This window comes from Alcaligenes sp. EGD-AK7, from assembly GCF_000465875.3.
GTDB lineage: Bacteria > Pseudomonadota > Gammaproteobacteria > Burkholderiales > Burkholderiaceae_B > Alcaligenes > Alcaligenes phenolicus.
Map to the genome: position 1 here is coordinate 1 of NZ_AVOG02000045.1, position 26,914 is coordinate 26,914.

General features: G+C 57.3%; 29 protein-coding genes. 18 read left to right on the forward strand and 11 right to left on the reverse strand.

The window, feature by feature from the left end:
- Positions 1-1,213 (forward strand): autotransporter outer membrane beta-barrel domain-containing protein (locus tag N879_RS14425; protein WP_021447169.1); only part of this gene is annotated, 1,213 nt, incomplete at its 5' end.
- Positions 1,214-1,351: 138 nt separating this feature from the next.
- Here the strand turns inward: N879_RS14425 and N879_RS14430 are convergent.
- The 7 genes from N879_RS14430 to N879_RS14460 form a co-directional block, all read right to left on the reverse strand.
- The gene (locus tag N879_RS14430) at positions 1,352-1,903 is read right to left on the reverse strand and encodes an adenine phosphoribosyltransferase (protein ID WP_009458676.1); all 552 of its coding nucleotides are present in this window, start codon (positions 1,901-1,903) and stop codon (positions 1,352-1,354) included.
- A gap of 170 nt (positions 1,904-2,073) precedes the next feature.
- Positions 2,074-3,768 carry a thiol reductant ABC exporter subunit CydC gene (gene cydC / locus N879_RS14435; RefSeq protein WP_009458675.1) on the reverse strand — a complete coding sequence of 565 codons (1,695 nt, stop codon included), beginning with the start codon at positions 3,766-3,768 and terminating at the stop codon, positions 2,074-2,076.
- Positions 3,765-5,465, reverse strand: a complete 1,701-nt coding sequence (gene cydD / locus N879_RS14440) for a thiol reductant ABC exporter subunit CydD (RefSeq protein ID WP_021447170.1) — start codon at positions 5,463-5,465, stop codon at positions 3,765-3,767. Before cydD ends, cydC begins: the two co-directional genes overlap by 4 nt.
- Positions 5,466-5,606, reverse strand: a complete 141-nt coding sequence (gene cydX, locus N879_RS14445; RefSeq protein ID WP_009458674.1) for a cytochrome bd-I oxidase subunit CydX — start codon at positions 5,604-5,606, stop codon at positions 5,466-5,468. It abuts the gene before it with no gap.
- A 14-nt stretch (positions 5,607-5,620) separates the two neighbouring features.
- The gene (gene cydB, locus N879_RS14450; protein ID WP_021447171.1) at positions 5,621-6,772 is read right to left on the reverse strand and encodes a cytochrome d ubiquinol oxidase subunit II; all 1,152 of its coding nucleotides are present in this window, start codon (positions 6,770-6,772) and stop codon (positions 5,621-5,623) included.
- Positions 6,773-6,787: 15 nt separating this feature from the next.
- Positions 6,788-8,371 (reverse strand): cytochrome ubiquinol oxidase subunit I, encoded by a 1,584-nt coding sequence (locus tag N879_RS14455; RefSeq protein ID WP_009458662.1) that lies wholly within the window; start codon positions 8,369-8,371, stop codon positions 6,788-6,790.
- Complete coding sequence (locus N879_RS14460) at positions 8,364-8,930, reverse strand: GbsR/MarR family transcriptional regulator (protein ID WP_009458660.1); 567 nt, start codon at positions 8,928-8,930, stop codon at positions 8,364-8,366. Before N879_RS14460 ends, N879_RS14455 begins: the two co-directional genes overlap by 8 nt.
- A 157-nt stretch (positions 8,931-9,087) precedes the next feature.
- Between N879_RS14460 and N879_RS14465 the strand changes: the two genes are divergently transcribed.
- From N879_RS14465 to N879_RS14510, 10 genes are all read left to right on the forward strand, one after another.
- Positions 9,088-10,077 (forward strand): KpsF/GutQ family sugar-phosphate isomerase, encoded by a 990-nt coding sequence (locus N879_RS14465; RefSeq protein ID WP_021447172.1) that lies wholly within the window; start codon positions 9,088-9,090, stop codon positions 10,075-10,077.
- A 2-nt stretch (positions 10,078-10,079) separates the two neighbouring features.
- Entirely contained in the window at positions 10,080-10,685 is a 606-nt protein-coding gene (locus tag N879_RS14470; RefSeq protein WP_009458656.1) for a KdsC family phosphatase, read from the forward strand.
- Positions 10,686-10,687: 2 nt separating this feature from the next.
- Positions 10,688-11,308: an LPS export ABC transporter periplasmic protein LptC gene (lptC, locus tag N879_RS14475; protein ID WP_009458655.1), complete on the forward strand. Its 621-nt coding sequence runs from the start codon at positions 10,688-10,690 to the stop codon at positions 11,306-11,308.
- Positions 11,305-11,955 (forward strand): lipopolysaccharide transport periplasmic protein LptA, encoded by a 651-nt coding sequence (gene lptA / locus N879_RS14480; protein ID WP_021447173.1) that lies wholly within the window; start codon positions 11,305-11,307, stop codon positions 11,953-11,955. Before lptC ends, lptA begins: the two co-directional genes overlap by 4 nt.
- Positions 11,956-11,973: 18 nt before the next feature.
- A complete protein-coding gene (lptB, locus tag N879_RS14485; RefSeq protein ID WP_009458653.1) occupies positions 11,974-12,765 on the forward strand; it encodes an LPS export ABC transporter ATP-binding protein in 792 nt (263 codons plus the stop codon).
- Positions 12,766-12,954: 189 nt separating this feature from the next.
- Positions 12,955-13,281, forward strand: a complete 327-nt coding sequence (gene hpf / locus N879_RS14490; RefSeq protein ID WP_009458652.1) for a ribosome hibernation-promoting factor, HPF/YfiA family — start codon at positions 12,955-12,957, stop codon at positions 13,279-13,281.
- Positions 13,282-13,435: 154 nt separating this feature from the next.
- On the forward strand, positions 13,436-13,936 hold the full coding sequence (locus N879_RS14495; RefSeq protein WP_051316301.1) for a PTS sugar transporter subunit IIA: 501 nt from the start codon (positions 13,436-13,438) through the stop codon (positions 13,934-13,936).
- On the forward strand, positions 13,908-14,834 hold the full coding sequence (gene hprK / locus N879_RS14500) for an HPr(Ser) kinase/phosphatase (RefSeq protein WP_009458650.1): 927 nt from the start codon (positions 13,908-13,910) through the stop codon (positions 14,832-14,834). The genes N879_RS14495 and hprK overlap by 29 nt, the downstream gene beginning before the upstream one ends.
- 98 nt (positions 14,835-14,932) lie before the next feature.
- Complete coding sequence (gene rapZ, locus N879_RS14505; protein ID WP_009458649.1) at positions 14,933-15,808, forward strand: RNase adapter RapZ; 876 nt, start codon at positions 14,933-14,935, stop codon at positions 15,806-15,808.
- Positions 15,805-16,893 (forward strand): septal ring lytic transglycosylase RlpA family protein, encoded by a 1,089-nt coding sequence (locus N879_RS14510; protein ID WP_009458648.1) that lies wholly within the window; start codon positions 15,805-15,807, stop codon positions 16,891-16,893. The genes rapZ and N879_RS14510 overlap by 4 nt, the downstream gene beginning before the upstream one ends.
- 11 nt (positions 16,894-16,904) lie before the next feature.
- On the opposite strand, the gene rsmI is transcribed toward N879_RS14510, so the two are convergent.
- Positions 16,905-17,843 (reverse strand): 16S rRNA (cytidine(1402)-2'-O)-methyltransferase, encoded by a 939-nt coding sequence (gene rsmI / locus N879_RS14515; RefSeq protein WP_009458647.1) that lies wholly within the window; start codon positions 17,841-17,843, stop codon positions 16,905-16,907.
- 34 nt (positions 17,844-17,877) lie between these two features.
- On the opposite strand from rsmI, the gene N879_RS14520 reads away from it, so the two are divergent.
- The 6 genes from N879_RS14520 to N879_RS14545 all read left to right on the forward strand — a co-directional run bounded on the left by N879_RS14520 (position 17,878) and on the right by N879_RS14545 (position 22,001).
- A complete protein-coding gene (locus N879_RS14520; RefSeq protein ID WP_009458646.1) occupies positions 17,878-18,336 on the forward strand; it encodes a YraN family protein in 459 nt (152 codons plus the stop codon).
- A 186-nt stretch (positions 18,337-18,522) separates the two neighbouring features.
- Positions 18,523-19,116, forward strand: coding sequence for a phosphoheptose isomerase (locus tag N879_RS14525; protein ID WP_009458645.1), 594 nt, complete (start codon positions 18,523-18,525; stop codon positions 19,114-19,116).
- Positions 19,113-19,802 carry a BON domain-containing protein gene (locus N879_RS14530; protein WP_009458644.1) on the forward strand — a complete coding sequence of 230 codons (690 nt, stop codon included), beginning with the start codon at positions 19,113-19,115 and terminating at the stop codon, positions 19,800-19,802. Before N879_RS14525 ends, N879_RS14530 begins: the two co-directional genes overlap by 4 nt.
- Entirely contained in the window at positions 19,799-20,299 is a 501-nt protein-coding gene (locus N879_RS14535; RefSeq protein WP_021447175.1) for a peroxiredoxin family protein, read from the forward strand. The genes N879_RS14530 and N879_RS14535 overlap by 4 nt, the downstream gene beginning before the upstream one ends.
- 76 nt (positions 20,300-20,375) lie before the next feature.
- Complete coding sequence (gene argB / locus N879_RS14540; protein WP_009458643.1) at positions 20,376-21,272, forward strand: acetylglutamate kinase; 897 nt, start codon at positions 20,376-20,378, stop codon at positions 21,270-21,272.
- A 3-nt stretch (positions 21,273-21,275) separates the two neighbouring features.
- The gene (locus tag N879_RS14545; RefSeq protein ID WP_009458639.1) at positions 21,276-22,001 is read left to right on the forward strand and encodes a pyrimidine 5'-nucleotidase; all 726 of its coding nucleotides are present in this window, start codon (positions 21,276-21,278) and stop codon (positions 21,999-22,001) included.
- 6 nt (positions 22,002-22,007) lie between these two features.
- Here N879_RS14545 and N879_RS14550 read toward each other — a convergent pair whose 3' ends face one another.
- Complete coding sequence (locus tag N879_RS14550; RefSeq protein ID WP_021447176.1) at positions 22,008-23,462, reverse strand: aldehyde dehydrogenase family protein; 1,455 nt, start codon at positions 23,460-23,462, stop codon at positions 22,008-22,010.
- A 135-nt stretch (positions 23,463-23,597) separates the two neighbouring features.
- On the opposite strand from N879_RS14550, the gene N879_RS14555 reads away from it, so the two are divergent.
- The gene (locus N879_RS14555) at positions 23,598-24,587 is read left to right on the forward strand and encodes an AraC family transcriptional regulator (RefSeq protein WP_009458630.1); all 990 of its coding nucleotides are present in this window, start codon (positions 23,598-23,600) and stop codon (positions 24,585-24,587) included.
- A gap of 19 nt (positions 24,588-24,606) precedes the next feature.
- Here N879_RS14555 and N879_RS14560 read toward each other — a convergent pair whose 3' ends face one another.
- Together N879_RS14560 and N879_RS14565 are read right to left on the reverse strand one after the other, a co-directional pair.
- Positions 24,607-25,377: a HesA/MoeB/ThiF family protein gene (locus tag N879_RS14560; protein WP_009458628.1), complete on the reverse strand. Its 771-nt coding sequence runs from the start codon at positions 25,375-25,377 to the stop codon at positions 24,607-24,609.
- Between the two features lie 15 nt (positions 25,378-25,392).
- Positions 25,393-26,904, reverse strand: coding sequence for a S41 family peptidase (locus N879_RS14565; protein ID WP_021447177.1), 1,512 nt, complete (start codon positions 26,902-26,904; stop codon positions 25,393-25,395).
- Positions 26,905-26,914 lie beyond the last annotated feature (10 nt).

Consider the following 26,914-nt stretch of genomic DNA (forward strand, 5'->3'; position numbering starts at 1 on the left):
GGCTAATGGTGTGACTGGTCAATACAGTCACATCACTTATGACATGGCTTTCCTGTCGCCCACACTGCTTTATGGCCCCAGCCTGTCCTTGATGATCAAGCGCAATGACACGCCGTTTGCCACATTTGCCAGTACCGGCAACCAGAAAGCCGTGGCCAACGCTCTGGATACCGGCTCGGACCAGCCACCAGCCGCGATGGCTGAACTATATGACACGATGCTCAATGCCCAGTCTGGCAGCGTGGCAGGCTATATGGAACAGCTACAAGGTCAGATCCATGCAGGAACCACCTCGGCTCTGCTGAGCAACAGCGACCTGCTGCCCCGCACCCTGGGTAAACAAGCCTCAGGCGCACGTAATAAAAACGGCAAAGACACCGTTTTATGGGCCGAAGTGATTCACCAACAACGTGATCTGGACGGTGACGATAACAGCCAGGATGTACGCCATAAGGTGGGCGGCCTGTTCCTGGGTGGCGATACCGCCATCGGCGAACAAGGCTGGCGCATGGGTACCTCTCTGGGCTATCTGGAAAACCGTATCAAGCTGGACGACCGCCGTCAGACCTCACGCAGCAACAGCTACAGCGCCGCCCTGTACGGAACGCAAGCCTGGGAAATGGGTTCGGGTAGTCTGAGTCTGCTGGCAGGTGGTGCTTATACCCGCCACAGCCTGGACAGCGAGCGTTCCATCTCTGTTCACCAATACGAAACACTGAAGGCTGATTACAAAGCACACAGCATCCAGGCCTTTGCCCAGTTGGGCTACCGCATGCCCGTCAGCCCTCGCTCCAGCGTGGAACCCTATGCCAGCGTGAACTGGCATCAGTTGCGTCACGGCTCCTTTAGCGAATCGGGTGGTCAGGCAGCCTTGCGCGGAGACTCGCAGCGCCAGAATCTGAGCACCGTCACGCTAGGTCTGCGCGGCACCACGGAACTGGACTTGTCCAAAACCACGCTGTCCTTGAGCGCCGGTTTAGGCTGGCGTCATGCCCTGGGTGACACCACACCCGAGCGTGAACTGGCCTTTGCCGCCCTGCCCGGCAGCAGCTTCCGCATCAGCGGCGCGCCTATCGCCAAAAATGCTGCTGTCGCCGAATTGGGCGCTGAACTGAAAGCCGGCAAAAGCACCTCCTTTGGCTTGAACTACCAGGGTCAGTTTGGTCGTAATCAGGACCATGCTGGCTCCCTGTTCATGAAGGTCCGTTTCTAAGCACTACGACCACGCGCGGGGCTGGCAGTACCCCAGTCCCGCTCTCCAGCAGACAGACATGAAAAATCCCTGCGATGCTCCGGGCATGGCAGGGATTCAGGCTACAAAGCCAAACCGGCAATACGCCGGTTCTGGCAATTAGCGGTCAGATTCGTTAAAGCTACATACGGTGTAAACCGACAAGCCGGAATCTGTCACGGCCTTGGATCCACCCAGTTCAGGCAGATCAATAATCGCGGCGGCTTCCACCACGTTGGCACCCAGACGCTGCAGCAAACGAGCCGCCGCCAGCAAAGTACCGCCAGTAGCGATCAGGTCGTCAATCAGCAGGACACGCTGGCCGGGGCGCACGGAGTCCGTGTGCATCTCGACGCTGGCATTGCCATATTCCAGGGAGTACTCTTCGGCCACGGTATTGAAAGGCAGCTTGCCTTTCTTGCGCACAGGCACAAAACCCAGGTTCAGCTCGTAAGCCAGAACCGAGCCCACGATAAAGCCACGCGCATCCACACCCGCCACCAGATCCAGCTTTTGTCCCATGTAACGGTAGACAAAAAGGTCAATCAGAACGCGGAAGGAGCGTGGGTCCTGCAAGACGGTGGTGATATCGCGGAAAGTCACCCCTGGCTTGGGCCAGTCCGGCACATTGCGAATGATTTGACGGATGTACTGGGTGGGATCAATTTGCATGTCAAAGCTTCTACAACAGAAAATCCGGGCGCGAAGGGCGCACTTGGATACGTTGCAAGTGTACACAATTGGGCAGCAGCAACAAGGGCTCGCCCGGCTTGTGCCCGTAAGTTGTACTAATACGACGCGGCTGGGTAAAAAACGCTACAGACTTGACCCAAAGTGTCCTTTTAGTTTGGTCCTAAAGTATCCATTGCTGCGCCGGATTTGCACTGCAAACGCCCCGCCTCAAACTGATAAACGCTATCGACCAAAGGCAGCAAACGGGTATCGTGTGTCGCCATAATCACAGTTTTCCCCCGCGCTGCGGCCAGAATATCCTGCATCAAGGCCTGACTGGTCGGGCCATCCAGACTGGCCGTAGGTTCGTCCAGAAACCAGATATGGGCAGACGACAACAGTACACGCGCCAGACACAGGCGACGCTGCTGCCCCAGGGACAATTGCTGCCCGCCCTCGCCCAGCCAGGTATCCAGCCCTTGGGGCAAATCGCGTACCACACTGTCCAGCTGGGCATCGTGAAGAGCCTGCCAGATTTGTTGCTCTGAAGCTGTCGGTTCTGCCAGCAAAAGGTTATCTCGCACCGAACCCAGAAACAGCGGCGAGTCCTGTGCCAGCAAGGCGCAATGATCAAACCAGCTGGCGCGGCTCCAATGCTGGGCTGCTTTACCCTCAACCAGATACTGCTTTCCCGAAACAGGCAACAAGCGCATCAGCACACCCAGCAAGGTGGACTTGCCGGAGCCACTAGGGCCAAAAATAGCAATGTGCTCGCCAGCTTGGACTTGCAGCGACAACTGCTCCAATACGGGCTGTGAACCGTAGGCAAAATTAAGATCTGTGATTTCGAGGGAGGCTGGCTTGCCCAACGCAATCGCCTGCCCTTGCGCCTGAGCGGTTTCCTCGGGCTCGTCCAGAATGGTCAGCAAACGATTACTGGCGGCCTGAACCTCTCCCAGGCGGGACGCACCGCGCATCATGGGTGCCATGATCTCGAACAAGCCCAGCAAAGCCAACACCAGCCCCACCCACAAGGGGCCGCTCATGGCTTGCAGATTGACCTGTTGCGCTCCAACCAGCAGGCAGGTCATCAAGGCCACGCCCATCAAGACCTGCTGGGAAAACTGCCCGACAATGCCCCAGCCATTACTGCGCAAACGGGCTTTCCCCAGTTCCAGACCCAGCTTGTCCACTTGTTCCTGCACGGCATCCGCAGCGGCAAACACCTGAATATCAGCATAGGCGCGGATGGCCTGATGCACCAGAACACGCTGGCGGTTTTCCAGTTGATGGACTTGCTGGGCTGCACGGCTGGCGCCACGGGCGCAAATATACGGAATCAGACAAGCGGCAATCAGCAAACAAGCCAGAATCAGCCAGGCCCACCAGGACAGCCAGGTTTGCAGCACAGCGCTAAACACCAGACCAGCCACCACAGCCGTAGTCAGCGGCACCAAAATCAGCAAAAGCACCAAATCCAGCACAGCCACGTCAGAGGTCAGACTGGAAGCCAGCTCCCCATCTCGGAACTGGGCCAAGCGAGACTGACTGAATCGGCTCAAGCGTCCGAAAACCAGGCTGCGAATACGTACTTGCAGATCCAGCGTCAGGGCATGGCCGACGACGCGTTCCAGATACCGGGAGGCGATACGCCAAAAAGACAGGCCACGAATCATGGCCGAAGGGCCAAACAGATTGAACACGATGCCCAAAGTAGCCAGGAAAGCACTACTTAGAAACCAACCAGCCACACCCAAAAGGCCGACACCGGCGGCCACCGTGCTGATCGCCAGCAGAACCGTAAACAATACGGCCCCACGTCGTGCGCGCAGGCTGGAACCTAAAAGACGAAACCACGCTTTCATGCCGTCAGAACTCCTTGGGCAATGTGCAGTTGGTTCGAGCACATGGCCGCCAGCTCCTGGTCATGCGTGGCCACGACCAGACAACGCCCCTGACAGAAGCGAAGAATATTGCGCATGACACGATTCCGGGTCGCCGCATCCAGGCGGGAGCTGGGTTCGTCCAGCAAGACCACATGCGGGTCTGTCAAAAACAGGCGGGCCAGTGCCAAACGCTGAATCTGGCCACCGGAAAGCCCAAAACCACCCTCGCCCAGCGCCGTTTGCAAACCATCGGGCAAGGCCCGTACAAATTCGGCTGCACAGGCTTGTTCCAAGGCTTGCCACAGCTGTTCATCACTGGCTTGTGGGGCTGCCAGACGCAAGCCATCGGCAATGGTCCCCATGGCTAAAAAGGCCTGCTGGGAAATCAGTACGACGCCATCATGGCGCGTCAGCAAACGCCCGGCAGTATCGCTGTTGCGCAGCAAAATTTCACCCTGCGCCAAGGGGCGCAAACCAATCAGGCTTTCCAGCAGACTGGTCTTGCCGGAGCCGCTGGCCCCCAGCAAGGCGTATGACTGATCTATATAAAGTTGCAGGCCGGGCACTTCCAGCAAGGTCCCCTGCCCGCCCAACTGCGGCAAATGCAGATGACGCAATACCAGTACCGGTAAGTTGGGAAAAACCGCTTCATTGTCGGCGCTGGTGGGAGCCGCAGGAATCAAATCCTGGCCCAAGTTTGCCCACAGTCTGTCGACTTCCACCGCAGCCGCACGCGCCGCTGCCCGATCATGATAATTAGCGGCCAATTGGCGCAAGGGCTGGTAGGCCTCGGGGGCCAGGAGCAAACAGAACAAGCCTTGTTGCAGGCTAATGCCCGAGAAGGACTCGCCCAGATAGCCCAGGTAACCCAAGCCAATGTAGACGGCTATCCCGGCCACACCCAATGCCGCGAAGAACTCCAGCACAGCCGACGATAAAAATGCGATTCGCAGCACTTTCATGGTACGTGTGCGCAGCTCCTGACTGGCCAATTCCACACGCTGCAACTCGTCCTGCCCACGCCCCATCAGGCTCAGGGTAAAAATGCCGCGCAGCCGGTCGGCGAAAAAGCCGGACAGTCGCAGCGTTGTTTGTTGTTGTTCACGGCTGGCCGCTTCCGCCCCCCAGCCCACCAAGGCCATAAACAGGGGAATTAAAGGTGTGCTCAACAAGAGAATCAAGGAAACAATGCCATCCACCGGCAAGACCGCCAGCACTAGCGCCAAAGGAACCAGGGCTGCCGCTGCCATGCAAGGGATATAGCGAGTCACAAAGCCATCCAGGGCTTCAATTTGCGTGATCAAGCTGGTGGACAGTTCGCCGCTATTGCTGGCCCGCAAACGCGGCATCGTACTGCGGAAGAGTCGGGCAAACAGCTCGGAGCGCAGTCCTTGTTTCAGATGTTCTGAAACCTTTTGCGCACGGCGCTCGCCAAAAGCGGAAATAGCGGCACGCAGCAACAAAAGTGCGGCCACCATCAGGATAGAGAAAAGCTGCCCTGTCCAGGGCAAGCCATCGACCACAATTGCTTGCACAATCTTTGCCAGCAACCAGGCCTGGGGAATCAGTAAAGCGCCGGCCAGCACGGGGGCCAGCATGGAAGCCCGCAAAGCCGTGCGGGCGCGGCTGGAGAATTGCCCCAGCCATTGTTGCGCCGTTGGACTTTGCGGTGTCAATCAGACCTCGATATCTGCTTTAGCCTTGGAGGCGGCTGCGCTCTGCAAAGCGGTGTTTTCACGAAGCTCGAACCACATCGCATTCAGGATGGAGAATGCGCAGGCCAGACCCAAACCTAGAACCCAAGAGAAGTACCACATATGCGCTGGCCTCCTTAGTAAGAATGAGAAGAATCTTTCATGCTGGCAACCGACACCTTGCCACGCATTACGCTATATACCCAGGAGGTATAGAGCACGATGATGGGCAGGAACACCAGTGTCACCAAAAGCATGATCCACAAGGTCAGATGACTGGCTGAGGCATCAAACAGGGTCAGGCTGGAACCGGGGTTCAAGGACGAAGGCAGCAGGAATGGGAAGACGGCAAAACCAAAAGTCAGGATGATGCCAGCCAGTGCCAAGGACGAGAACAGCAGAGCCAACAAGCCGCGACCACGACCAGCCAGCAAGGCACCGAACAGCAAGCCCGCAAAACCGACAATGGGGGCTGCCCACAAGGCAGGCCAGGTACGATAGTTAGCCAACCAGGCACCTTCAACCATATCGACCGTCTTGCCAATCGGGTTGGACATGGCGTGGGCCGCCTCGGGCCAAGGCATGCTATAGCCATTCATGGCACTGATCCACCAGCCGCCGGCAGCAAAAGCCACAATGGACAGCAGGCCCAACGGCAGGGCCCAGGCACGCGCACGACGAGCCACATGATCACTGCCCTTCCAGGCAACCACCACCGCACCTTGGAAAGCCAGCATCAGGACGCTGAGCAAGCCACACAGAACGGCAAAGGGCTGGAATAGACCGAAGAAGTTGCCTTGGTACATGGGGCGCAGCGTTGTCTCGTCAAAGCCGAAAGGTACGCCCAGCATGACGTTCCCAATGGCCACACCAAACACCAGAGCACAAACCAGGCCGGAGGCGGTCCAGATCGCGTCCCAGTTACGACGCCAGCGCGACGAGCTGAGCTTGCTGCGATACTTGATGGCCACCGGGCGAACAATCAAGGCGACCAAAAGCAGCATCATGGCCAGGTAAAAGCCCGAGAAAGCCATGGCATACAGCAAGGGCCAGGCTGCAAAGGCCACACCACCGGCCACGATCAACCAAACCTGGTTACCTTCCCAGACCGGGCCAATCACGTTGTACAACGTACGCCGCTCATCATCAGTGCGAGCAACCAGCGGCAACACCATAGCCACACCCAGGTCGGCCCCGTCCATGATGGCAAATGCCGCCAACAAAACGCCCAGCAGCAACCACCAGATGATGCGCAAGGTGTCGTAATCGAGAAGAATCAAATTTTCCATGATGGTTCCCCCTCCTTAACCGCGCAGCAACGGAGCGTTGCGCGAACCATAAGACAAAGCGGAAGGTGTGGCGGTCTCGCCAGCCTCGTCCGGACCTTTACGCACCGAGTGCAGCATGACCTTGATGCCAATCACCGCCAAAGTGGTATAGAGCAACAGGAAAATGGTCATACTGATCATCAAGTCCACAAAGGACAGACCAGAGGCCGCATAGTAGGTAGGCAAGACACCTTCAATCGCCCAGGGCTGACGTCCGAACTCGGCCACAAACCAGCCACATTCGATCGCAATCCAAGGCAGGGGAATGCTCCAGACCGCTGCTTTAAGCAAGCGCGGGTGACGTTGCAGACGGTCACGCGATGCCAGCACAAAAGCCACGCCAAAGAACAGGATGAAGTACAGCCCCAGCGCCACCATCACACGGAAGCTCCAGAACAGGGGCGCAACCTGTGGCACCGTATCCCAGGCAGCCTGGGCGATGGTCTCGGTATCGGCTTTGGTAATGTCGTCCGTATAACGCTTGAGCAGCAAGGCATAGCCCAGGTCTTTCCAGTTATTGTCAAAGACGCGGCGGGCCTCGATATTGCTGTCATCAGCGCGCACCAGCTGCAGTGCCTCGTAAGCACGCAAGCCATTGGCAATACGAATCTTGGCATGTTCGACCAGTTCATTAATGCCCAGCATGGGGGTACTGACTGAGCGTGTACCGATCAAACCCATCACCCATGGAATTTCCACGGCAAAGCGGTTTTCACGGGCCTCCTGATCAGGCCAGGCCAAGAGATTGAAACTGGCAGGGGCTTCCTCGGTTTCCCACATGGATTCCATGGCTGCGATCTTCATTTGCTGGTGTTCAGTAGTCAGGTAACCACTTTCATCACCCAGCACCACCACGGACAGGGACGCTGCCAAGCCGAAACTGGCCGCTACCGTCATCGAGCGCTTGGCCAGATCAATATGGCGACCACGCAGCAAGTACCAGGCACTGATACCCATCACGAACATGGCACCCAGGACATAGCCGGCACTGACGGTATGAACAACTTTGGCTTGCGCAACGGGATTGAGAATGACCTCGGCAAAGTCGGTCATTTCCATACGCATGGTGTGGGGGTTGAAGATGGCACCGACCGGGTTTTGCATCCAGCCGTTAGCGACCAGAATCCATAGGGCCGACAGGTTGGTACCGATGGCAACCAGCCAGGTAACAATCAGGTGTCCCAGCTTGGAGAGGCGATCCCAGCCGAAAAAGAACAGGCCGACAAAGGTTGCTTCCAGGAAAAAAGCCATCAAACCTTCAATGGCTAGCGGTGCGCCGAAAATATCGCCTACATAGTGACTGTAATAGGCCCAGTTCATACCGAACTGAAACTCCATCACAATCCCGGTTGCGACACCCAGGGCAAAGTTAATGCCAAAGAGTACGCCCCAGAACTTGGTCATGCGGCGCCAGATGGCCTTGCCCGTCATGACGTAGACGCTTTCCATAATGGCCAGCAAAAAAGACAGGCCCAGCGTCAAGGGAACAAATAAAAAGTGGAACATCGCGGTGGAAGCAAATTGCAACCGCGACAAGGTAACGACATCCAGATCAATCATGACGACCCCCAGTTTGATCAGCTTTGCGAATCTTCCCGGCGAACCCCAGCACTTTCTGAACTTTGCTACCTAAACGCATCAGATTTTGCAGGGTTTCGGGCGGTAAGTGATGAACCTCGTCAAACCAACCACAAGCCAACTCGATCAATTCCAGCATTTCGTTAATGCGCTGCTGCCCATATTCCTCTTCGTCATTGACGGGCGCTTCCATTAGGATACTTCGCAATAAGGTCAATGTGGGATCAATCTCGCGCTTACGCTTTTCCTCCACCAAAGTACGGAAAATATCCCATACATCCTTGGGGGATTCAAAGTATTCGCGGCGCTCGCCAATCTTGTGCGTCATGTTGACCAGTCGCCAGGACTGCAACTCGCGCAAGCTCATGCTGACATTGGAGCGGGAGATGCCTAGCGTTTCAGCGATCTCGTCGGCGTGGAGGGCTTCGGGGGCAATGAACAGCAGCGCATAGATCTGGCCCACCGTCCGGTTGACCCCCCAGCGCCCGCCCATCTCCCCAAAGTGCAGAATAAAACGCTCTGCCTGTGGTCCTAGATTCATGGCTTCCTGAATTTTCAGTAATTACTGAAATTACAAAACAAGACGTATCTTAACCCTAAACTATTCGGCTTGCCACTGGTCCAAGGCCATCTGACCTTACAATTTGCCTCCTGCAAATCTACATGCCAAGCAGACACTTCACGTTTACAATTTCGCCATGAATACACCGGCACTTTTAGACCCCGCACATATCCTGTCCTCGGCACAACGCACCTTCGCCATTGAAGTTGACGCGTTACAAGCGCTGGGCGGGCGTCTGGACCAAAGTTTTGTAGAAGCCACCAAACTGCTCGTGCACTGTCAGGGCCGTGTGGTGGTGACCGGCATAGGCAAGTCCGGCCACGTAGCGCGCAAGATCGCGGCTACCTTGGCCTCGACCGGCACTCCCGCTTTTTTCATGCACGCTGCCGAAGCCTTGCACGGCGACCTGGGCATGATTACCAAGCAGGACGTGGTCATTGCCATTTCCTACTCTGGGCAGGCCCAGGAACTGGTCACGGTGCTGACTGTGCTGCGCCGCATGGGTGCCAAACTGATTGCGATCACCGGCAATGCCCAGTCCGAACTGGCCCAAAATGCCGACCTGCATCTGGATGCCCATGTAGAACATGAAGCCTGCCCACTCAACCTGGCTCCCACGGCCAGTACCACAGCCGCCTTGGTATTAGGCGATGCACTGGCCGTTGCCTGCCTGGAAGCACGAGGCTTTAGCCGCGAAGACTTCGCCCGCTCCCACCCCGGTGGTGCGCTGGGCCGTCAACTACTGACGTTTGTGCGCGACATCATGCGCAGCGGCGAACAACTGCCTATCGTCTCCCCCGAGACCCTGATTCCCGATGCCCTGATAGAAATGTCCAGCAAAGGCATGGGCATGACTATTGTCACGGACGCACAAGGCCACCCCGTTGGAATGTTCACCGATGGCGACCTGCGCCGCCTGATTGCTCGTGCCGGCGATATACGCAATCTGCCAGTATCTGAAGGCATGTCGCGCGAACCGCGCAGCATTGCCGCCGAAGCCCTGGCCATTGAAGCAGCCGAGCAAATGGATGCCCTGCGTATCAGCCAAATGCTGGTATTGGACACAAACGGGCTACTATTGGGAGCTCTGCACATGCACGACCTGTTGGCTGCAAAGGTAATCTGATCATGATGAATACGCCCACCATCCCGCTCCATCCCGCTGAAGCTCAAATTCTGGCCAAGCTGCCCGAGAACGTGCGCACCCAATTACGTCAGTTGCGCATGATGGTGTTTGACGTGGACGGCGTGCTGACCGACGGACGCCTGTGGTACAGCGCGAACGGCGAGGAGTTCAAGAGCTTTCACGCTCTGGACGGCCACGGTTTACGCATGCTGGGCGAAAGCGGCATTAATGTCGCCCTGATTACCGGACGCGAAAGCGGCATCGTATCGCGTCGCGCTGCCGAACTGGGCATTCCTTTTGTTTACCAGGGCGTACGCGACAAAATTGCCATCCTGACCCACCTGGCTCAGGAAAACGGCCTGTCCCTAAGTGAAGTGGGTTATATGGGCGACGATCTGATCGACCTGCCCGCCATGCAGCGCGTCGGTTTTTCCGCCAGCGTGCCTGGTGCCCCCTTCTATATCAGTCAAATTGCCAGCTGGGTAGCCACACAGCCGGCCGGCCACGGCGCAGTGCGCGAATGCTGTGATGCCATCCTGGCCTCCCAGGGTCGCCTTGCGCCCTTTATTACAGGTGGTCCTTTGAAGACCACGGGAGTCATTCAGTAATCATGCGTGACCGTCTACCCACCGTCATTTCCCTGTTGTTGCTGACCTTGCTGGTGCTGGCAACGCTGTGGGCGGTCGATTACACCCAAAGCTCGGTCGCCATTGACCCGCCACGCCGCATTACCCACGAACCCGACTCCTGGGCGCGCGACTTCACCATGATCAGCTCCGACCAGACCGGGATGGCCATCAGCCGCCTGGATGGCAAGATTGCCTATCACTACCCGGATGACGACTCGCACGACATTACTTCCCCACGCGCGGTCAGCAACAGGGCCGATTCGCCCCTGACCATTGCCACTTCCGATACGGCACACATGAATGCAGGCGGGGACACCATCACCATGAAAGGCAATGCCCATATTCACCGCCAGGCCACACCTGATGACGAGGCGATGGACGTGCGCAGCGAAGTGCTGATCATCCTGCCCGAAGAGGACGTGGTGTACACCAACGAACCGGCCCTGGTCGTCAACGGCCAATCCACCATGCGCGGTACCGGGATGCGTTACGATAATCGCGTTCGCCAATTGAACGTCATGTCGGAATCCGACGTTAAAATCTCCGGCCAACAAACACAAAAAGCGCGTTCTTCCAATAGCTCTAAGGATTCCCCTCCATGACCACGCCTGACAGCGCCCGCCTGGGCCACAAGCCCAAGCTCTCTCTTAGCCTTTTGCGTGGTGCCTTGGCCCTGTGCCTGAGCACTGCCAGCCTGGCTTTGCTGCCTACGGCCCCTGCTCTGGCCCAAGCGGCTGCCTCTGCTGCCGCCGAACCGGACACCTCCGTGCTGTCCGATACCCTGACTTACGACGATATTGCCAAGCAGACCATTTACAAAGGCAACATCATCCTGACCCGTGGCGCCATGACCTTGATGGCTGACCAATTGGCCATCGAGCAGGACGCGGAAGGTTTCCAGCATGGCACCGCAACGGTGACCGAGCGCGCCCGTGTCACTATTCGTCAGGAAGACCCGGCCAAGTTTGAACTGATGGTCGCTGAAGGTGTCCGAGCCATCTACAACGGCAAAACCGAAGAGGTCGAGCTGATTGGCAAGGCAGTCGTCAATCGCTATGTTTGCGGCAAGCTGCAGGACTCTGTCCAGGGCCAGCGCATTATCTACCGCCAAAAAGATGGCACGTACCAGGCCTTTGGTGGTTCGGACTCCGCCACACGTGATGGCCGGGTCCGCTCTGTGGCCCGCCCACGCGCCAATGCCGATGCTGCTCTGGCCGAATGCCAACGCAAGTCCTCCCCCCGCAAATAGCCCGGACCCCCTTGAATCATGGTTGCTTCTAACAACCCGTCTACCCCTACTCGCGCCAGCCACTCGACCAAAGGCAGTCTGATTGCCCAGGGACTGCGCAAGACCTACGGCAAACGTACGGTCGTGCAGGATGTTTCTTTGAATGTGGAAAGCGGCGAAGTGGTGGGCCTGCTAGGCCCGAACGGGGCTGGTAAAACCACCAGCTTCTATATGATTGTGGGCATTGTGCCCGCCGATGCAGGCCGTATTGAAATTGATGGCACGCCCATTACCGCCATGCCCATGCACAAGCGGGCACGGCTGGGCCTGTCCTATCTGCCCCAGGATGCTTCCGTCTTTCGCCGCCTGACGGTTGAAGAAAACATCCGCGCCGTGCTGGAACTGCAGCTGGACGATAACGGCCGCAGCATTAGCAAGAACGACATCAACGAGCGCCTGGAAACCCTGATCAGCGAGCTGCAAATTGCGCACATTCGTCAAAATACCGCCCTATCCCTGTCTGGTGGCGAGCGCCGCCGCGTAGAAATTGCCCGCGCGCTCGCCAGCAACCCTCGTTTCATTCTGCTGGACGAACCCTTTGCTGGGGTGGACCCGATCGCCGTGATTGAAATCCAGCGCATTGTGCAATTTCTGAAAGGCCGCAATATTGGCGTGCTGATTACCGATCACAACGTGCGTGAAACCCTGGGCATCTGTGACCGCGCCTACATCATAAGCGAAGGCACGGTACTGACCAGCGGGCACCCGTCCGAGATCATCGATAACGAAGCCGTGCGCAAGGTTTACCTGGGCTCGAACTTCCGAATGTAAGCCGACTTGTGGCCCTGTAACGGGGCCTGTCGGAGCAAGGGTTTTCCTGCACACCGCAGATTGATCCAGGTCATGTTATCTGACCAACATATAGGTATACTGGAATATCCAAGATCAGTAGTAAGGAGGCTAAACACGAAGATATCCCCCCCTCTGAAACATGTTGTTTGACTACTACGGAGAGCCTATATGAGCCTTAACATCACTGGCCGTAATCTTGACATAACTCCTGCCATTCGCGACTACGTCAAAAGCAAAATTGGTCGAATTGAAAAGCACTTCGACAACGTGGTTGACTCGCAGGTTATGCTTTCCATTGAACGCCTGAAGCACAATGCCGAAGTGACCGTCCGTGTCCCCGGCAAAGATATACACTGCGCCTCTTCAGACGAAAACTTGTATGCCGCCATCGATCTGCTAGCCGACAAGATCGACCGCCAGATTCTGAAATACAAGGAAAAGGCAAACAGCCATGCGCATGAGCCCGCCAAGCGGCTCGAAGTTCCGGCAGCCTGATCACGCCGAACTGTTACAGCAGGCATAGCCGCCTGCCGACAAACCCCGTTCTTTCAGAAGTTCGGGGTTTTGTGTTTCTTGGCACAGTGTCCGCCTGTTGTTAGCCATCCAAAAAATGTTTAGCTAAAAAACATTCCCCCCTATAATGGCCGTCATGAATCTCTTGTCGCGTATTTTGCCTTTGTCCAACGTGGTTCTGGATCTTGCTGTTACCAGCAAGAAGCGCGCTTTTGAACAAGCCGGACTGATTTTCGAGAACCATCACGGCATTGCCCGGACAGCCGTTTTCCATAGCCTGATCGCTCGCGAGCGTCTGGGCTCCACTGCTCTTGGCCACGACGTAGCCGTCCCGCATGGCCGCATCAAGGACTTGAAGGAGCCTTGTGCCGTTTTCATGCGTTTGGCCGAACCGGTGCGTTTTGATGCCAGCGACGGTCGTACCGCCAGCTTGCTGTTCTTTTTGCTGGTTCCCGAAACGGCTACTCAAATTCACCTGGACTTGTTGGCCGAGATCGCCCGTTTGATGGCCGATCAGGACATCCGCCAGGCGCTGGCCCAGGAAACGGACCCTGTTCAAATCCACCAACTCCTGACCCAGACCCCTGATCTCAACGCGGAACATCCCGATGCTGACAGTTCAAGAACTGGTCAATGATAATCATGACAAGCTCGAGGTAAGCTGGGCAGCCGGAAAACAAGCTGCCCAACGCCCCATCCCCGATCTTGGCGCCTCTGCCGCGGATTTGGTCGGCCACCTGAACCTGATCCACCCTGGCCGCATTCAGGTTTTCGGCCCTGAAGAACTCTCTTTTTACAACCGCTTTGACGTCAAACGTCGCCTGCATCATCTGGATGATCTCAGGCAAGGCGGTGTTCCTGCCCTGTTCATTGCCAACGACGCCGTTGCGCCCGACGATCTGATCCAGTTTTGCGAAACCCAAGGGGTGCCGCTGCTCTACACCCCTATCGATGCGGCCCAGCTTATCGATTTGCTGCGCATCTACCTGGGCAAACGTCTGGCCCCCAAAACCACCATGCATGGCGTGTTCATGGATGTGCTGGGTCTGGGCGTGTTAATTACCGGCGAATCCGGTCTGGGTAAAAGTGAACTGGCGCTGGAGCTGATCTCCCGTGGACACGGGCTGGTTGCAGACGATGCGGTTGAGCTGTCCCGCACGGCTCCCAACATGATTGACGGCCAATGCCCGCCTCTGCTGCAGAACCTGCTGGAAGTACGCGGGCTGGGACTGCTGGACATTCGCACCATTTTCGGCGAAACCTCCGTTCGTCGTAGAATGAAGCTTAAACTAATTGTGCACCTGGTTCGTTCCAACCCCGACAGCTTCGAGCGTCTGCCTACGCAGGATCAGACCCAGGAAGTGCTGGGGGTGGACATCAAACGCGTGATGCTTCAAGTGGCCGCAGGCCGGAACTTGGCCGTGCTGGTGGAAGCCGCCGTGCGCAACACCATTCTGGCCTTTCGCGGCATTGATACCATGGGCGACTTCATCGAGCGCCAGGCATTGGCTATCATGAATAGTCGCGACGACTAGGCGCTCAAGGGCCGGTTGGCACTTAACGGCCCTGACAGCTTTGTCCTGTTTCACCTAAACGCTGCCCGCCGGGCGGCGACTCGGAGCCCTTTGCCACGATGCTGAAAGTTGTATTGATTACCGGCATATCCGGTTCGGGAAAATCAGTTGCCTTGCGCTTGCTGGAAGATACCGGCTACCTGTGCATCGACAACCTGCCACCCCGATTTCTGGCCGAATTTGTCGAGCGCTCTGCCGAACAAGGACTGGAGCGGCTGGCCGTTGCCATTGACGTGCGCGGCGCCGGTGATCTGGACATCCTTCCCGGTGTCATCAGCAAACTGAATGAAGAAGGCTACTCCCTGCGTGTCCTGTTCCTGAACGCCAGCGATCACACGCTGATGCAGCGTTACTCGGAATCACGCCGTCGTCATCCGTTGACAGACCGCTTGCGTCAGGATGGCCGCTCGCCTTCCCTGGAAGAATGTATTGCCGTTGAGCGTGAAATGACGGCCCCCTTGCGCGAGCTGGGTCACATTATCGACACTACCGACTTGACCCCTGGCCAATTGCGTGCCTGGATTAGAGATCTGGTGCAAGCCGACCGCGCCAGCGTGGTGCTGACTTTCGAATCCTTTGCCTACAAGCGTGGCGTGCCCGGCGATGCAGATCTGGTGTTCGACGTTCGCTGCCTGCCCAACCCCCACTACGACCCGGAGCTGCGCCCCATGACAGGCCGCGACGAACCAGTAGCCAAATGGCTGGCCCAGTTCGGTTCCGTCGAGACCATGGTAGATGACATCGCCGGCTTTGTACGTCGCTGGTTACCTTTGTATATGCAGGACACCCGCAACTACCTGACGGTCGCCATTGGTTGCACCGGCGGCCAGCACCGTTCTGTGTACGTTACCGAACAACTGGCGCTGCGCTTTGCCGATTACGCCCCCTTGCTGGTGCGCCATCGCAATCAACCGCCCATTAATCCCGTCCCATGAGCCCAACTGTACGCAAACTAGGCGCCATCCTGAGCATCCTGGCCTTATTGGCCGGATGCGCATCCAGCCCCAAACGCGCCAAGCCCAAAGCCAAATCAGGGGCCACCGTTTCAGCGCCCCGAGGCGGGGGCTACTACAAAGACGATGGCCCCGACGCCCGCATCCCCGCCAATCTTCAAGCCACCCCCGACGCAGTTCCCCGAATAGAACCCATCGCCCGCAGCAATACCCGCCCCTATACCGTGCTCGGCAAAAGCTTTGTTCCCCACACTTCACACAAAGCCTTTACCCAGACCGGCACCGCCTCCTGGTACGGACGCAAGTTTCACGGCAAGAAAACAGCCAATGGCGAAACCTACGATATGTACGCCATGACGGCGGCACATCCCACCTTGCCTATTCCCAGCTATGCTCGCGTGACCCGGCCCAAAACAGGCAAATCCGTCATTGTGCGCATTAACGATCGTGGACCATTTCATAGCTCACGCATCATCGACTTGTCCTACGTTGCCGCCGCCAAGCTGGACTTGATTGCACCCGGCAGCGGCACCGTGATAGTTGAATCCATCACACAGGAAGAAATACGCAGTGGCAGTTTTGGCCGGGGCGACATTGAACTTGCCGAGGCTCCGGCTCCCAAGCCGACTCCCGCCGCTCCGGCTCCCAAATCCAGCCTGGTGATTACCGAAAAACTGGAGCCCACGCCGGACGCCCTGGCCGCCTTGTCTGAGCAAGACATAGAGATAGAGCTGGACGATTCGCCTAGCTGGAGCAGCGACGCCAGCGATCAGCAGTTGATTGTGCAGTCCTCGCCCGCCGCCACCAGCAAGCCGCAGGCCCCGTCCGGCCAGAGCCGGGTCTACCTGCAATTTGGCGCTTTTTCTGCCCGTGAAAATGCGGCTGCCCTGGCACAGCAGTTGAATCGCCAGATTGCGCAGATAGAGTATCGCGATGCCCAAGTACAGATGCACAACGATCTGTACCGGGTACAAATTGGCCCGTATCAGAATCGGACCGAAGCAATTAACGCGGCTTACCGTATCCAGCAGCAAACTGGCTTGAGCCCTTCGGTTGCCGTTCGCTAAACCCAGGCGCCCTAGTCCTTGGGCGAGTTCGCCAGACCCCAGGCATACAGAACATCGCGAGAAATTCCGGTCGCCTGGCTGGCAATCCGGGCTGCATCACGCAGCGAGACCTGCTCCAGCAAGGCTTTCATCCAGCGCGCTGTCGTGGCATCCAGCGCCGGCGCATCCTCGTCCACTTCGCGCACAGCGTCATGCAGAATCAGGACAAATTCACCCTGCTCGCGGTGGCTGTCTTCATCCAGCCAGGCCAAGGCCTGCCCCAAAGGTACGGTATGAATCTGCTCGAAACGCTTGCTCAACTCACGTGCAAAAGTCAGTTCGCGCTCCGGGCCACACACCTCTTCCATATCGCGCAAGGCCGCACGCAAACGGTGAGGAGACTCAAACATCAATACCGGCATACCCAGGCTGGACCAATGCTGCAGCCACTTACGGCGCGCCACAGTTTTGGGCGGCATGAAACCGGCAAAAGCAAAAGCGGGGTTCTCGTCACTGGTTGCACCACTACCCATCAGGGCGGTAATGACTGCCGAGGCACCGGGCAAAGGAATCACCTGAAAGCCCGCCTCCCGCACTGAACGTACGACACGAGCACCGGGGTCACTGACAGCAGGCGCACCCGCATCCGATACCAAGGCCACTCGCTGTCCCTGCTCCAGACGCTCGATAATTGCCTGAGCGGCTTGGGCCTCGTTATGGCGATGCGCCGCCATCGAAGGCGTTTGTATGCCCCAAGCCTGCAGAAAAGGGCGGGTTGCCCGCGTATCCTCTGCCGCAATAATGTCGCACAGTTCCAGCGCCTGCCAGCCGCGCAGGCTAAGGTCTCCCATATTGCCAATGGGCGTGGCCACCACATACAGGCAAGACTGTGGCCAGACCTGGCCTTGCACCTTGTCCATCATGTTTTGCCAGACGCCGGCATTCCCTGTTCGGTTTTCGGTATCGCTCATGCTTGATCCTGCTTATTGATCATCGTGTATCCCTATGAATCCCTTTGAATACGCTCGCCAGGCTCAAAACCGGCAACTGCGGCGCAAACAACGTAGTCGTCCTGCAGCCAGAAAGGACAGGCCACGGCGCTCTCCCAGCCAGCAATGCGGCGACCAGGCTGAACAGCGCGCCTGCGATCATGTCACCGCGCAGGGTGCCCGTATTCTGGCCCGTCAACTGGGTACTCGCTTTGGGGAGATTGACCTGGTTCTGTGGCATCAAGATTATCTTGTCTTTCTGGAAGTGCGCCAGCGCAATCACAAGGGCTACGGCGGGGCGCTTGCCAGTGTAAACCGGGACAAGCAACGGCGCTTGATCCTGACAGCCCAACAATGGCTGCCGACGCTATGCCAGCGCCATTTCCAGGGCAGGCTGCCCGCCTGCCGATTTGACGTTATCGCCATTGAAGACGACACCCTGATCTGGATCCAGAACGCCTTCGAGCAGCGCTGAAAAATAAAAAGCAGCAAAGCTACCCTGGGAATTTTCAGACAAGAACGCTGTCCTATACAAAAATCTCAACCGCCGCGCCGTATTTCGGCCCTGTTACAGCATCTGGTTTCAATACCGTGGCGTTTTTTTCAACATGACACGATCTGCCTGCCCCACGGGGAAATTCTCCGTGCGATAATGCGCGCTATGGACCTTATCGCCTTAATGACTTCGCATTTCGACGATTCCGTCGATACTCTCAAAGCCAGCACACGCGAACTGGCCGAACCTTTGGCCGCCGCTGTCGAGCTGTTGTTTGCCACCCTGGCCAACGACGGCAAGATTCTGGCCTGCGGAAACGGCGGATCAGCAGCCGACGCTCAGCACTTTATTGCTGAGCTGGTGGGCCGCTTTGAGCGCGACCGTTTGCCCCTGGCTGGCATTGCCTTGAATACCGACACCTCCATCATGACGGCGGTGGGTAATGACTATGGCTTTGACAGCATCTTTGAACGCCAGGTCAGTGCCTTGGGCCAGACTGGCGATATTCTGGTGGCCATCTCCACCAGCGGCAATTCGCCAAACGTGATCCGCGCCATCGAAGCGGCTCGCGAGCGCGATATGGTCATTATTGCCCTGACCGGCAAGGGCGGCGGACAAATCGCCGACCTGCTCTCGGATACCGACATCCATCTGTGCGTCCCGCACGATCGAACCATGCGTATTCAGGAAGTACACATTGTTCTGTTGCACGCCATGTGCGATGGCATTGATGCGCTGCTGCTCGGAGATCCACTATGAAACACCGTTTGATTCTGGCCGCCTTGCTGGCCAGCACTACGCTGACCGGTTGCGGTCTGCTGGTAGTTGGCGGCGCTGCAGCCACAACCGCCGTTGTCGCTACCGACCGCCGCACTACGGGCGAGCAGGTCGAGGACAAAACCATTGTCATGAAAGCCGGTGCGGAAACACGTCGCCTGCTGGAAAACAAGGAAGGCCGCATCAATACCACGTCTTACGCCGGGGTTGCCCTGCTGACGGGTGATGTGCCTACCCAGGCCGACAAGGAGGAAGCTGCTCGCCTGGTTTCCAAGGTTGATAAGGTAACTCGCGTGGTCAACGAACTGCGTGTGGGTGAACCTACCCCCTTGAGCGTACGCTCGAACGACTCCTGGATCACCACCCGCGTCAGCACCGCCTTGCTGAACGCCAAAGACGTTCCCAGCCGCACGATCTCCACCACCACCGAGCGTGGCGTGGTCTATCTGCTGGGCCGCGTTACCCGTGAAGAAGGCGAACGCGCAGCGATTGCTGCCTCCAGCGTCCCTGGCGTGAACAAGGTGGCCAAGCTCTTTGAATACGTCAGCGCCGAAAGCCTGGCACAGCCTTTGAGCACCAATAATCAGCCAAGCAATAGTTCTGGCACAGCGGCCCCTGCAACTGAGCCTGCGCCCGCCTCCTCTGTAGAAGTTATGCCCGTCCAATGAAAAAAGTAGTCATCATTGCCCTTGCTGTTGCCATTGCCGTGGGTCTGGGCGTCTGGACCATGTCCGGCAGCACCAAGGCCAGCGCCCCCGATGTCGCCTTTACCGATCTGAATGGCAAGCACTTTGAAACCAAAGACTTGCAAGGCAAGGTCGTCCTGGTGAAATTCTGGGCCACGGACTGCACCACTTGCGTGGCGCAAATGCCTGACAACATTGAGAACTTCAATGCCATGTCCGGCAAAGGGTTTGATATTGTGGCCGTGGCCATGAAGCACGACCCCATCAACTACGTGCGCAACTTCACCCAATCCCGCCAACTGCCGTTCACGGTTGTCCATGACGACAAGGGCGAAATCGCCAAGGCTTTTGGGGACGTCCGTTTGACGCCCACTGCCTTTTTACTCGACAAACAGGGCCACATCATCAAGCGCTACCTGGGTAACTACGACAAGCAGGAATTCATTGCCACCGTCGAAAAAGCCCTGGCCAGCAGCTAAAAGCCTGTTTCTGCCCCCAGCCACATAACCCCGGGTACCAGCAGTGGACCCGGGTTTTCTTCAAGTGAGCGCATCAATGAGCACCACAGATTCGCAGAATTACTCCTCGACCGTCAAAGCAGAAGTTTTGTCCGAGGCCCTGCCCTATATTCGCCGTTTCCACGGCAAGACCGTCGTCATCAAATACGGTGGCAACGCCATGACTGAAGAAGCGTTGCAGCGCAGCTTTGCCCATGACGTCGTCTTGCTCAAGCTGGTTGGCCTGAACCCCGTTGTGGTGCACGGTGGCGGCCCCCAGATCAATGACGCGCTCAAGCGAGTGGGCAAAGAAGGCACCTTTATTCAGGGCATGCGTGTCACCGATGCAGAAACCATGGAAGTGGTGGAGTGGGTGCTGGGCGGGCAGGTGCAGCAAGACATCGTGATGATGATTAATGAAGCCGGTGGCAAGGCCGTGGGCCTGACCGGTAAAGACGGTGGCATGATTCGCGTCACCAAGAAAATGCTGCCGGATGCCGAACACCCTGGCGAGCTGCTGGATATTGGTTTTGTGGGTGATATTGAAAGCATCCAGCCTGAAGTGGTCAAAGCCCTGCAGGACGATCAGTTCATCCCCGTGATCTCCTCAATTGGATACGGTGAAGACGGTCAGGCCTACAACATCAATGCCGACGTCGTTGCCGGCAAGATGGCCGAAGTGCTTAGCGCTGAAAAACTGGTCATGCTGACCAACACTCCCGGTGTGCTGGACAAGGCAGGTCAACTGTTGCGTCGCCTGTCAGCTCAGACCATCGACGAACTGTTCGCTGATGGCACCATCTCCGGCGGTATGCTGCCCAAGATCTCTTCGGCCCTGGACGCAGCGCGCAATGGCGTCAACTCCGTACATGTCATTGATGGCCGTGTCCCTCACTGCCTGTTGCTGGAAATCCTGACTGACCGTGGTGTGGGCACCATGATCAGCTCGCACTAATCCGTGCGCGCTCCTATCCGTGCCCATGCCTGGGCACGGCCTTTGTCAGCCTGTCAGCCAGATGAAACCATCTGGCTGTTTGATCTGGATAACACCCTGCACAATGCCTCCAAAGGCATTTTCCAGGCGATTGATGGACGCATGCGCATCGGCGTGGCGCAAACGCTGGGCGTGGATATGGACGAGGCCGACCGGCTGCGTCTGGAATACTGGAAACGTTACGGCGCCACCATGATCGGCCTGCAACGCCACCATGGAGCAGACCCGGCGACATTCCTGAGACACGCTCACGACTTTGACGTGCCTTCCCTGATCAGCGCCGAACCAGGCCTGGCCTACCAATTGCGCCGTCTGCCTGGCTACAAACTGCTGCTGACCAATGCACCGCTGGAGTACGCACAGCGCGTCTTGAAAGCCCTGAATCTGCTGCCTGTCTTTGACGGGCTATGGGCCATCGAGCATATGCAGCTGCAAGGCCGTTATCGCCCCAAGCCCTCTCAGGCATTGATGAAGCAGGCTCTGGCCGTGCTGAAATCCCAGGCCCGCGACATTGTTCTGGTCGAAGACACCCTGCGCAATTTGAAAAGTGCCCACCAGTTAGGGATGCAAACCATCCATATCTATAACGCAGGCACTCCATTTAGCGCTCTGTATCATGGACGCAGCCCGTATGTTGACCATCGCATCAACCGCATCGCGCAACTGGTCAAGAACTGGCCACGTCCCTAGGCCTGCTTAGAACGCCAGCTGGCGCTCCCCTTGCTGAATGGTGACCCACTTCAATTCGGTCATGTCCGCAATCGAGTAGCGGCCATTTTCCTTGCCGTAGCCACTGTCCTTGAAGCCACCGAAAGGCGCATTCGGATCATCATCAAAGGAGTTGTCGTTGATGTGGACCGAACCTGCCTCGATACGCTCGGCAAAATCCATGGCCTTTTGCAGATCGTTGGTCAGAATGGCAGAGGATAAGCCGTAGGAAGTATCATTAGCCATTTCCAGGGCGTGCTCGTAGTCGCGCGCCTTGTAGATGGCAGCCACAGGACCAAAAGTCTCTTCGTGGTACAGATGCATGTCCGGGGTCACATCGCACAAGGCCGTAGGCTGGATCACATTGCCTTCGCGGCCGCCACCTGCCAGCAAGGTGGCCCCCTTGGAGACGGCGTCCTGAATGTGGGCCTGCACAAAATCAGCCTGTTCGGAACTGATCAGCGGACCAACCGCGGTTTGTGGCAAAGCAGGATCACCAGTAGGAATACGAGCCACCTGCTTGGCAAAGGCCTCGCAGAACGCATCGTAAATGCCCTGCTCCACAATGATGCGCGAGTTGGCCATGCACACCTGGCCCTGATTGAAATAGATGCCGAAAGCGGCGGAGCGCACAGCGTAATCCAGCGTGGCATCATCCAGCACCACGACCGGGCTTTTACCACCCAACTCCAGCACAATGCGCTTTTGATGGCGACCAGCCAGATCCGCCAGGATACGACCCACTCGAGCCGAGCCCGTGAAAGTCACCAGTTTGACGCGCGGATCAGAGAACAAGGTATCGCCCAGAGCTTCGTCGGTGGTCAGCAGAACGGTCAACACACCGGGAGGCAGACCGGCTTCTTCCAGAATCTCGGCAAACATCAAGGCAGCCATAGGCGTATGCGGCGAAGGCTTCAGGATGAAACTGTTACCCGCCGCCAGTGCCGGGGCCAACTTCTTGCCATTGAGCAGCAAAGGTGCATTGAAAGGCCCGATCCCAGCCACCACGCCCAAAGGACGACGAATGCTCATGGAAATACGCCCTGGCAGGTCCGACGGCATGGTTTCACCCCGAATATCGCGGGTCTGACCGGCGGCAATACGGAAGGTGCTGACGATGTAATCGCACTCGAACATGGCCTTGCCAAAGACGTTACCGCCCTCTTCAACCAGCACACGCACGATGTCGTCGCGACGGCGTTCCACAATGTCAGCCGCACGGCACAAAATCGCTTCACGTTCACGGGCCAGCATCTTGCCCCAGATGCGCTGTGCACGTTCTGCACTGGCTAGCGCTTCTTCAATGTCCTGTTTGGTCGCCAGAAAAACGCGAGCCAGCGGTTTGCCCGTATAGGGATTGACCAGGTCCTTATGCAACTGACCTTCTGATTTCCAGGCCTGTCCGTTGATGTAGGGGTAGACCTGCTTTAGCTGCTCTGTCATGACTGCTCCTTTCCTGTGTTGTCTCCAGGTGCGCTTTGGGCACCCTTCATGGTTAAACCCGATAGCCACCGAGGTGCGCCATAGCTCACCATGCAGTACTGTCTTAGATACTATTCTTGAGCCGAATGCCTCTCTGTGTCGTGGACTGGGGCGCAGCCCAATCTGGACAATGGCGCAGAAGACGAAAAAAAACGCATGAGCACGAACTACCACTGGGATACGCAGGCTTTGCCACCCGGACAAGGCGCCAAGCTCTGGACTCAAGCCATTTCACTGTCCTTTCAGCATGTGCAAACGCAGTGCCACGGACAAAACTTTCATGGCACCTTGCGCTCGCAACGTCTGGGGGAGGTAGCGATCAACCGGCTGACCGCTCAGCCCTATCGGGTCAGCACAAGCAGGCCGCAAACGGATCAGCCCTGGTTGTTCTTGAATGTGCATCAACAAGGCCACTGCCGCCTGATTCAGAACGGGCGTGAGCAATGGCTCCCCGCCGGGAGCCTGAGCCTGAATATAGGCACCAGCCCCTTCACACTGGATTTTGTGGACGAGGTCATCATGACCACGCTGCGCTTGCCGCTGGAGGGGCTGCTACCCTATACCGGCCCTTTGAATGACGTGGTCGCCCAGCCTCTGGCGCAAGGTGCCAGCCTGCACTTGCTGGAACACTATCTACAAGGCTTGCTGCTGTCTGCCGATGGCCTGCGGGCCAATCAGCACGATCAGGCCTGGCGTTGTCTGCGCGACCTGTTGGCCATGAGCATTAACGAGCGGCGCTCTGCCTCGCCTGCTCCAAGCGCGGCTCGGTACGAAGATGCACTGGGCTATCTGTCTGATCGACTAGGTGATCCCGCCTTGAATATTGCAGCCCTGTCCGAGCACCTGGGTATGGCACCGCGTACCGTCCAGGAACTGTTCAAAGCACAGGGAAGTACTTTTACAGCCCAGTTAATGCAGCTGCGGCTTGATGCAGCCGCACAGCTGCTGCGCCAGACATCGTCCAACACGGTGGCGCAAATAGCCTATTCAGTGGGATTTTCAGATCTGTCCTACTTTCACCGCCAATTTAGACGGCGCTTTGGCATCACGCCAGGCCATTTTCATGCTCATGGCCTGAAGTCGTGAAGCAGAGATCAGAAACAGATCAAGTGTGATCGGCATGTTCAGCCGCTGAACCGCATACCGGGCAAGCGAGATCTTTGCGGAAACGTACGGTATGCCAATTCATATTGAAGGCATCCACACTTAGCAAACGGCCCACCAAAGGCTCTCCGAAGCCGCCTAACAGCTTCAAGGCTTCAACCGCCTGTGCGCTACCCACCATACCCAACAAAGGCGACAGAACGCCTGTGGTGGCGCAACGCAGCTCCTCGACGTCGTCCGCTTCAGGGAACAGACAGTGATAGCAAGGAGCTTCGGGCTGACGCAAGTCGTAAGTACTGACCTGACCCGAAAAGCGAATCGCTGCACCGGACACCAACGGTTTGCGTAGTGCCACGCAGACACGGTTGATAGCATGGCGGGTTGCGAAGTTGTCGCAGCAATCCAGAACCAGATCCACTTGCTGAACCCAATGCATCAAGCCCGCTTCGTCCAGACGCTGAACGACGGGTGTCACCTTCACTTCGGGATTGAGCTGCTCGATGTGCAGCTTGGCAGATTCAACCTTGTCCCAGCCCAGACGATCGGTGGTGTGAGCAATCTGACGCTGCAGATTGCTCAATTCCACCTGGTCATCATCCACCAGAATGATGGAGCCCACACCCGAGGCCGCCAGATAAGCCACCACGGGGGAACCCAGTCCCCCGGCTCCAACGACCAGGATGCGGGAAGCCAGAATCCGCTCCTGCGCTTCTACCCCGAATTCATCGAGCAGAATATGCCGCGCATAGCGCAGTAATTGCTGATCTTCCACGTCAGGAACCTGTGTTTACGGCTTTACCGGTTCGAGCCCCTTGGGGGTGATTCGGAACCGCTCAACGCTGGGTTGCTGACTCAGGGGACTTTTTTTTTCCGGCGACTCGGACTCCACTTCCTTTTCGCGCTTGGCAGCCGCTTCCTTGGCCGCAGCTACTTTGGCTGGATCATTCTTGATCACAGGACGGCCAGCCAGATGGTTCAGCGCTTGCTGCAACTGGAAGTCGTCGTCACCACCGAATTCAAACATCTTGAATTCCGGGCTCATGCCCAGATCAGGCTGTTCTTCTTCGGTAGTTTCATCCACCTTGCTGTTGACCAGGTGGCGCTTCAAGTCCACTTCACGCGGCAGGCGGAACAGATTGCCCTGGGCGGTGTCATCCACGACCACGTCCGGCTGTACGCCCGTCACCTGAATGGAAGTACCGTTAGGTGTGTAGTACAAGGCAGTCGTCAGTTTCAGGCCCGATTCCTCGGACAGAGGGACCACACTTTGCACCGAGCCCTTGCCGAAGGTGCGGTTACCGATAATGGTGGCGCGTTTGTGGTCTTGCAAAGCACCGGCCACAATTTCCGACGCCGAGGCCGAACCCACGTTTACCAGCACCACGATAGGCACGTTCTTGAGCCAATCCAGTTTCTTCAGAACATCCGCGTCCGTATCCAGCTCGCCCAGAACGGACTGCATGGATTTGACGTAGTACTCGCGGTTGGAGGAAGGAATACGGCCCTTGGTGGAAACCACCAGATCACCCGAATCCAGGAAGGCGGAAGTCACGCCGATAGCGCTTTCCAGCAAGCCACCAGGGTCGTTACGCAGGTCAATCACCAAGCCTTTTGGTGCGCCTGGGCCTTTATGAACTTCGGACAACTGCTTGACCAGATCAGCAGCGGTGCGTTCCTGGAACTGGGCAATGCGTACATAGGCCACATCGTCAGCCAGCATCTTGGAGCGCACACTGCGTACCTTGATGACATCACGCACCAGGTTGAACTCCAGCGGCTTGTCGCGGCCAGCACGACGGATCGTCAGCTTGATGGAGGTTTTGGGCTCGCCACGCATTTGCTTGACGGCATCATTCAGGCTCAAATCCTTGGTGGGTTTGCCATTGATGTGCGTGATGATGTCGCCCGCCAGAATACCGGCGCGCGCCGCAGGCGTATCCTCGATAGGCGAGATAACTTTAGGCATCCCGTCTTCGCTACCAATCTCTATGCCCAGACCGCCGAACCCACCTTGGGTCATGGCTTCCATTTCCTTGAAAGCGTCGGCATCCAGATAGGCCGAGTGCGGATCCAGATCGGTAAACAAACCCTTGATCGCGTTATTGACCAGGGCCTGATCCGTCAGGGGCTCCACATACGTGTTCTTGATGGCAGCGAACACATTGGCGAACTGCTGCAGTTCGCGCAAAGGCAATGGCTCGCCGCGTTGAGCGACCGCAGTAATGCCCAGGCTGATCAAGATACCGCCCACAGCACCTGCTGCCACTAGACCAATGCTGCCAATCCTTCGAGTGCTCATGCACATTCCC

Bases quoted from the DNA above. Each gene is read 5' to 3' on its own strand.
- N879_RS14495 (WP_051316301.1), top strand. From the start codon at position 13,436: ATGAATCTCTTGTCGCGTATTTTGCCTTTGTCCAACGTGGTTCTGGAT.
- rsmI (WP_009458647.1), bottom strand. From the start codon at position 17,843: ATGAGCGATACCGAAAACCGAACAGGGAATGCCGGCGTCTGGCAAAAC.
- N879_RS14470 (WP_009458656.1), top strand. From the start codon at position 10,080: ATGATGAATACGCCCACCATCCCGCTCCATCCCGCTGAAGCTCAAATT.
- N879_RS14460 (WP_009458660.1), bottom strand. From the start codon at position 8,930: ATGAATCTAGGACCACAGGCAGAGCGTTTTATTCTGCACTTTGGGGAG.
- cydX (WP_009458674.1), bottom strand. From the start codon at position 5,606: ATGTGGTACTTCTCTTGGGTTCTAGGTTTGGGTCTGGCCTGCGCATTC.
- hpf (WP_009458652.1), top strand. From the start codon at position 12,955: ATGAGCCTTAACATCACTGGCCGTAATCTTGACATAACTCCTGCCATT.
- lptA (WP_021447173.1), top strand. From the start codon at position 11,305: ATGACCACGCCTGACAGCGCCCGCCTGGGCCACAAGCCCAAGCTCTCT.
- N879_RS14550 (WP_021447176.1), bottom strand. From the start codon at position 23,462: ATGACAGAGCAGCTAAAGCAGGTCTACCCCTACATCAACGGACAGGCC.
- argB (WP_009458643.1), top strand. From the start codon at position 20,376: ATGAGCACCACAGATTCGCAGAATTACTCCTCGACCGTCAAAGCAGAA.
- N879_RS14520 (WP_009458646.1), top strand. From the start codon at position 17,878: ATGAATCCCTTTGAATACGCTCGCCAGGCTCAAAACCGGCAACTGCGG.
- lptC (WP_009458655.1), top strand. From the start codon at position 10,688: ATGCGTGACCGTCTACCCACCGTCATTTCCCTGTTGTTGCTGACCTTG.
- N879_RS14565 (WP_021447177.1), bottom strand. From the start codon at position 26,904: ATGAGCACTCGAAGGATTGGCAGCATTGGTCTAGTGGCAGCAGGTGCT.
- N879_RS14510 (WP_009458648.1), top strand. From the start codon at position 15,805: ATGAGCCCAACTGTACGCAAACTAGGCGCCATCCTGAGCATCCTGGCC.
- rapZ (WP_009458649.1), top strand. From the start codon at position 14,933: ATGCTGAAAGTTGTATTGATTACCGGCATATCCGGTTCGGGAAAATCA.
- N879_RS14465 (WP_021447172.1), top strand. From the start codon at position 9,088: ATGAATACACCGGCACTTTTAGACCCCGCACATATCCTGTCCTCGGCA.
- N879_RS14430 (WP_009458676.1), bottom strand. From the start codon at position 1,903: ATGCAAATTGATCCCACCCAGTACATCCGTCAAATCATTCGCAATGTG.
- cydC (WP_009458675.1), bottom strand. From the start codon at position 3,768: ATGAAAGCGTGGTTTCGTCTTTTAGGTTCCAGCCTGCGCGCACGACGT.
- N879_RS14525 (WP_009458645.1), top strand. From the start codon at position 18,523: ATGGACCTTATCGCCTTAATGACTTCGCATTTCGACGATTCCGTCGAT.
- N879_RS14535 (WP_021447175.1), top strand. From the start codon at position 19,799: ATGAAAAAAGTAGTCATCATTGCCCTTGCTGTTGCCATTGCCGTGGGT.
- hprK (WP_009458650.1), top strand. From the start codon at position 13,908: ATGCTGACAGTTCAAGAACTGGTCAATGATAATCATGACAAGCTCGAG.
- cydB (WP_021447171.1), bottom strand. From the start codon at position 6,772: ATGGAAAATTTGATTCTTCTCGATTACGACACCTTGCGCATCATCTGG.
- N879_RS14455 (WP_009458662.1), bottom strand. From the start codon at position 8,371: ATGATTGATCTGGATGTCGTTACCTTGTCGCGGTTGCAATTTGCTTCC.
- lptB (WP_009458653.1), top strand. From the start codon at position 11,974: ATGGTTGCTTCTAACAACCCGTCTACCCCTACTCGCGCCAGCCACTCG.
- N879_RS14530 (WP_009458644.1), top strand. From the start codon at position 19,113: ATGAAACACCGTTTGATTCTGGCCGCCTTGCTGGCCAGCACTACGCTG.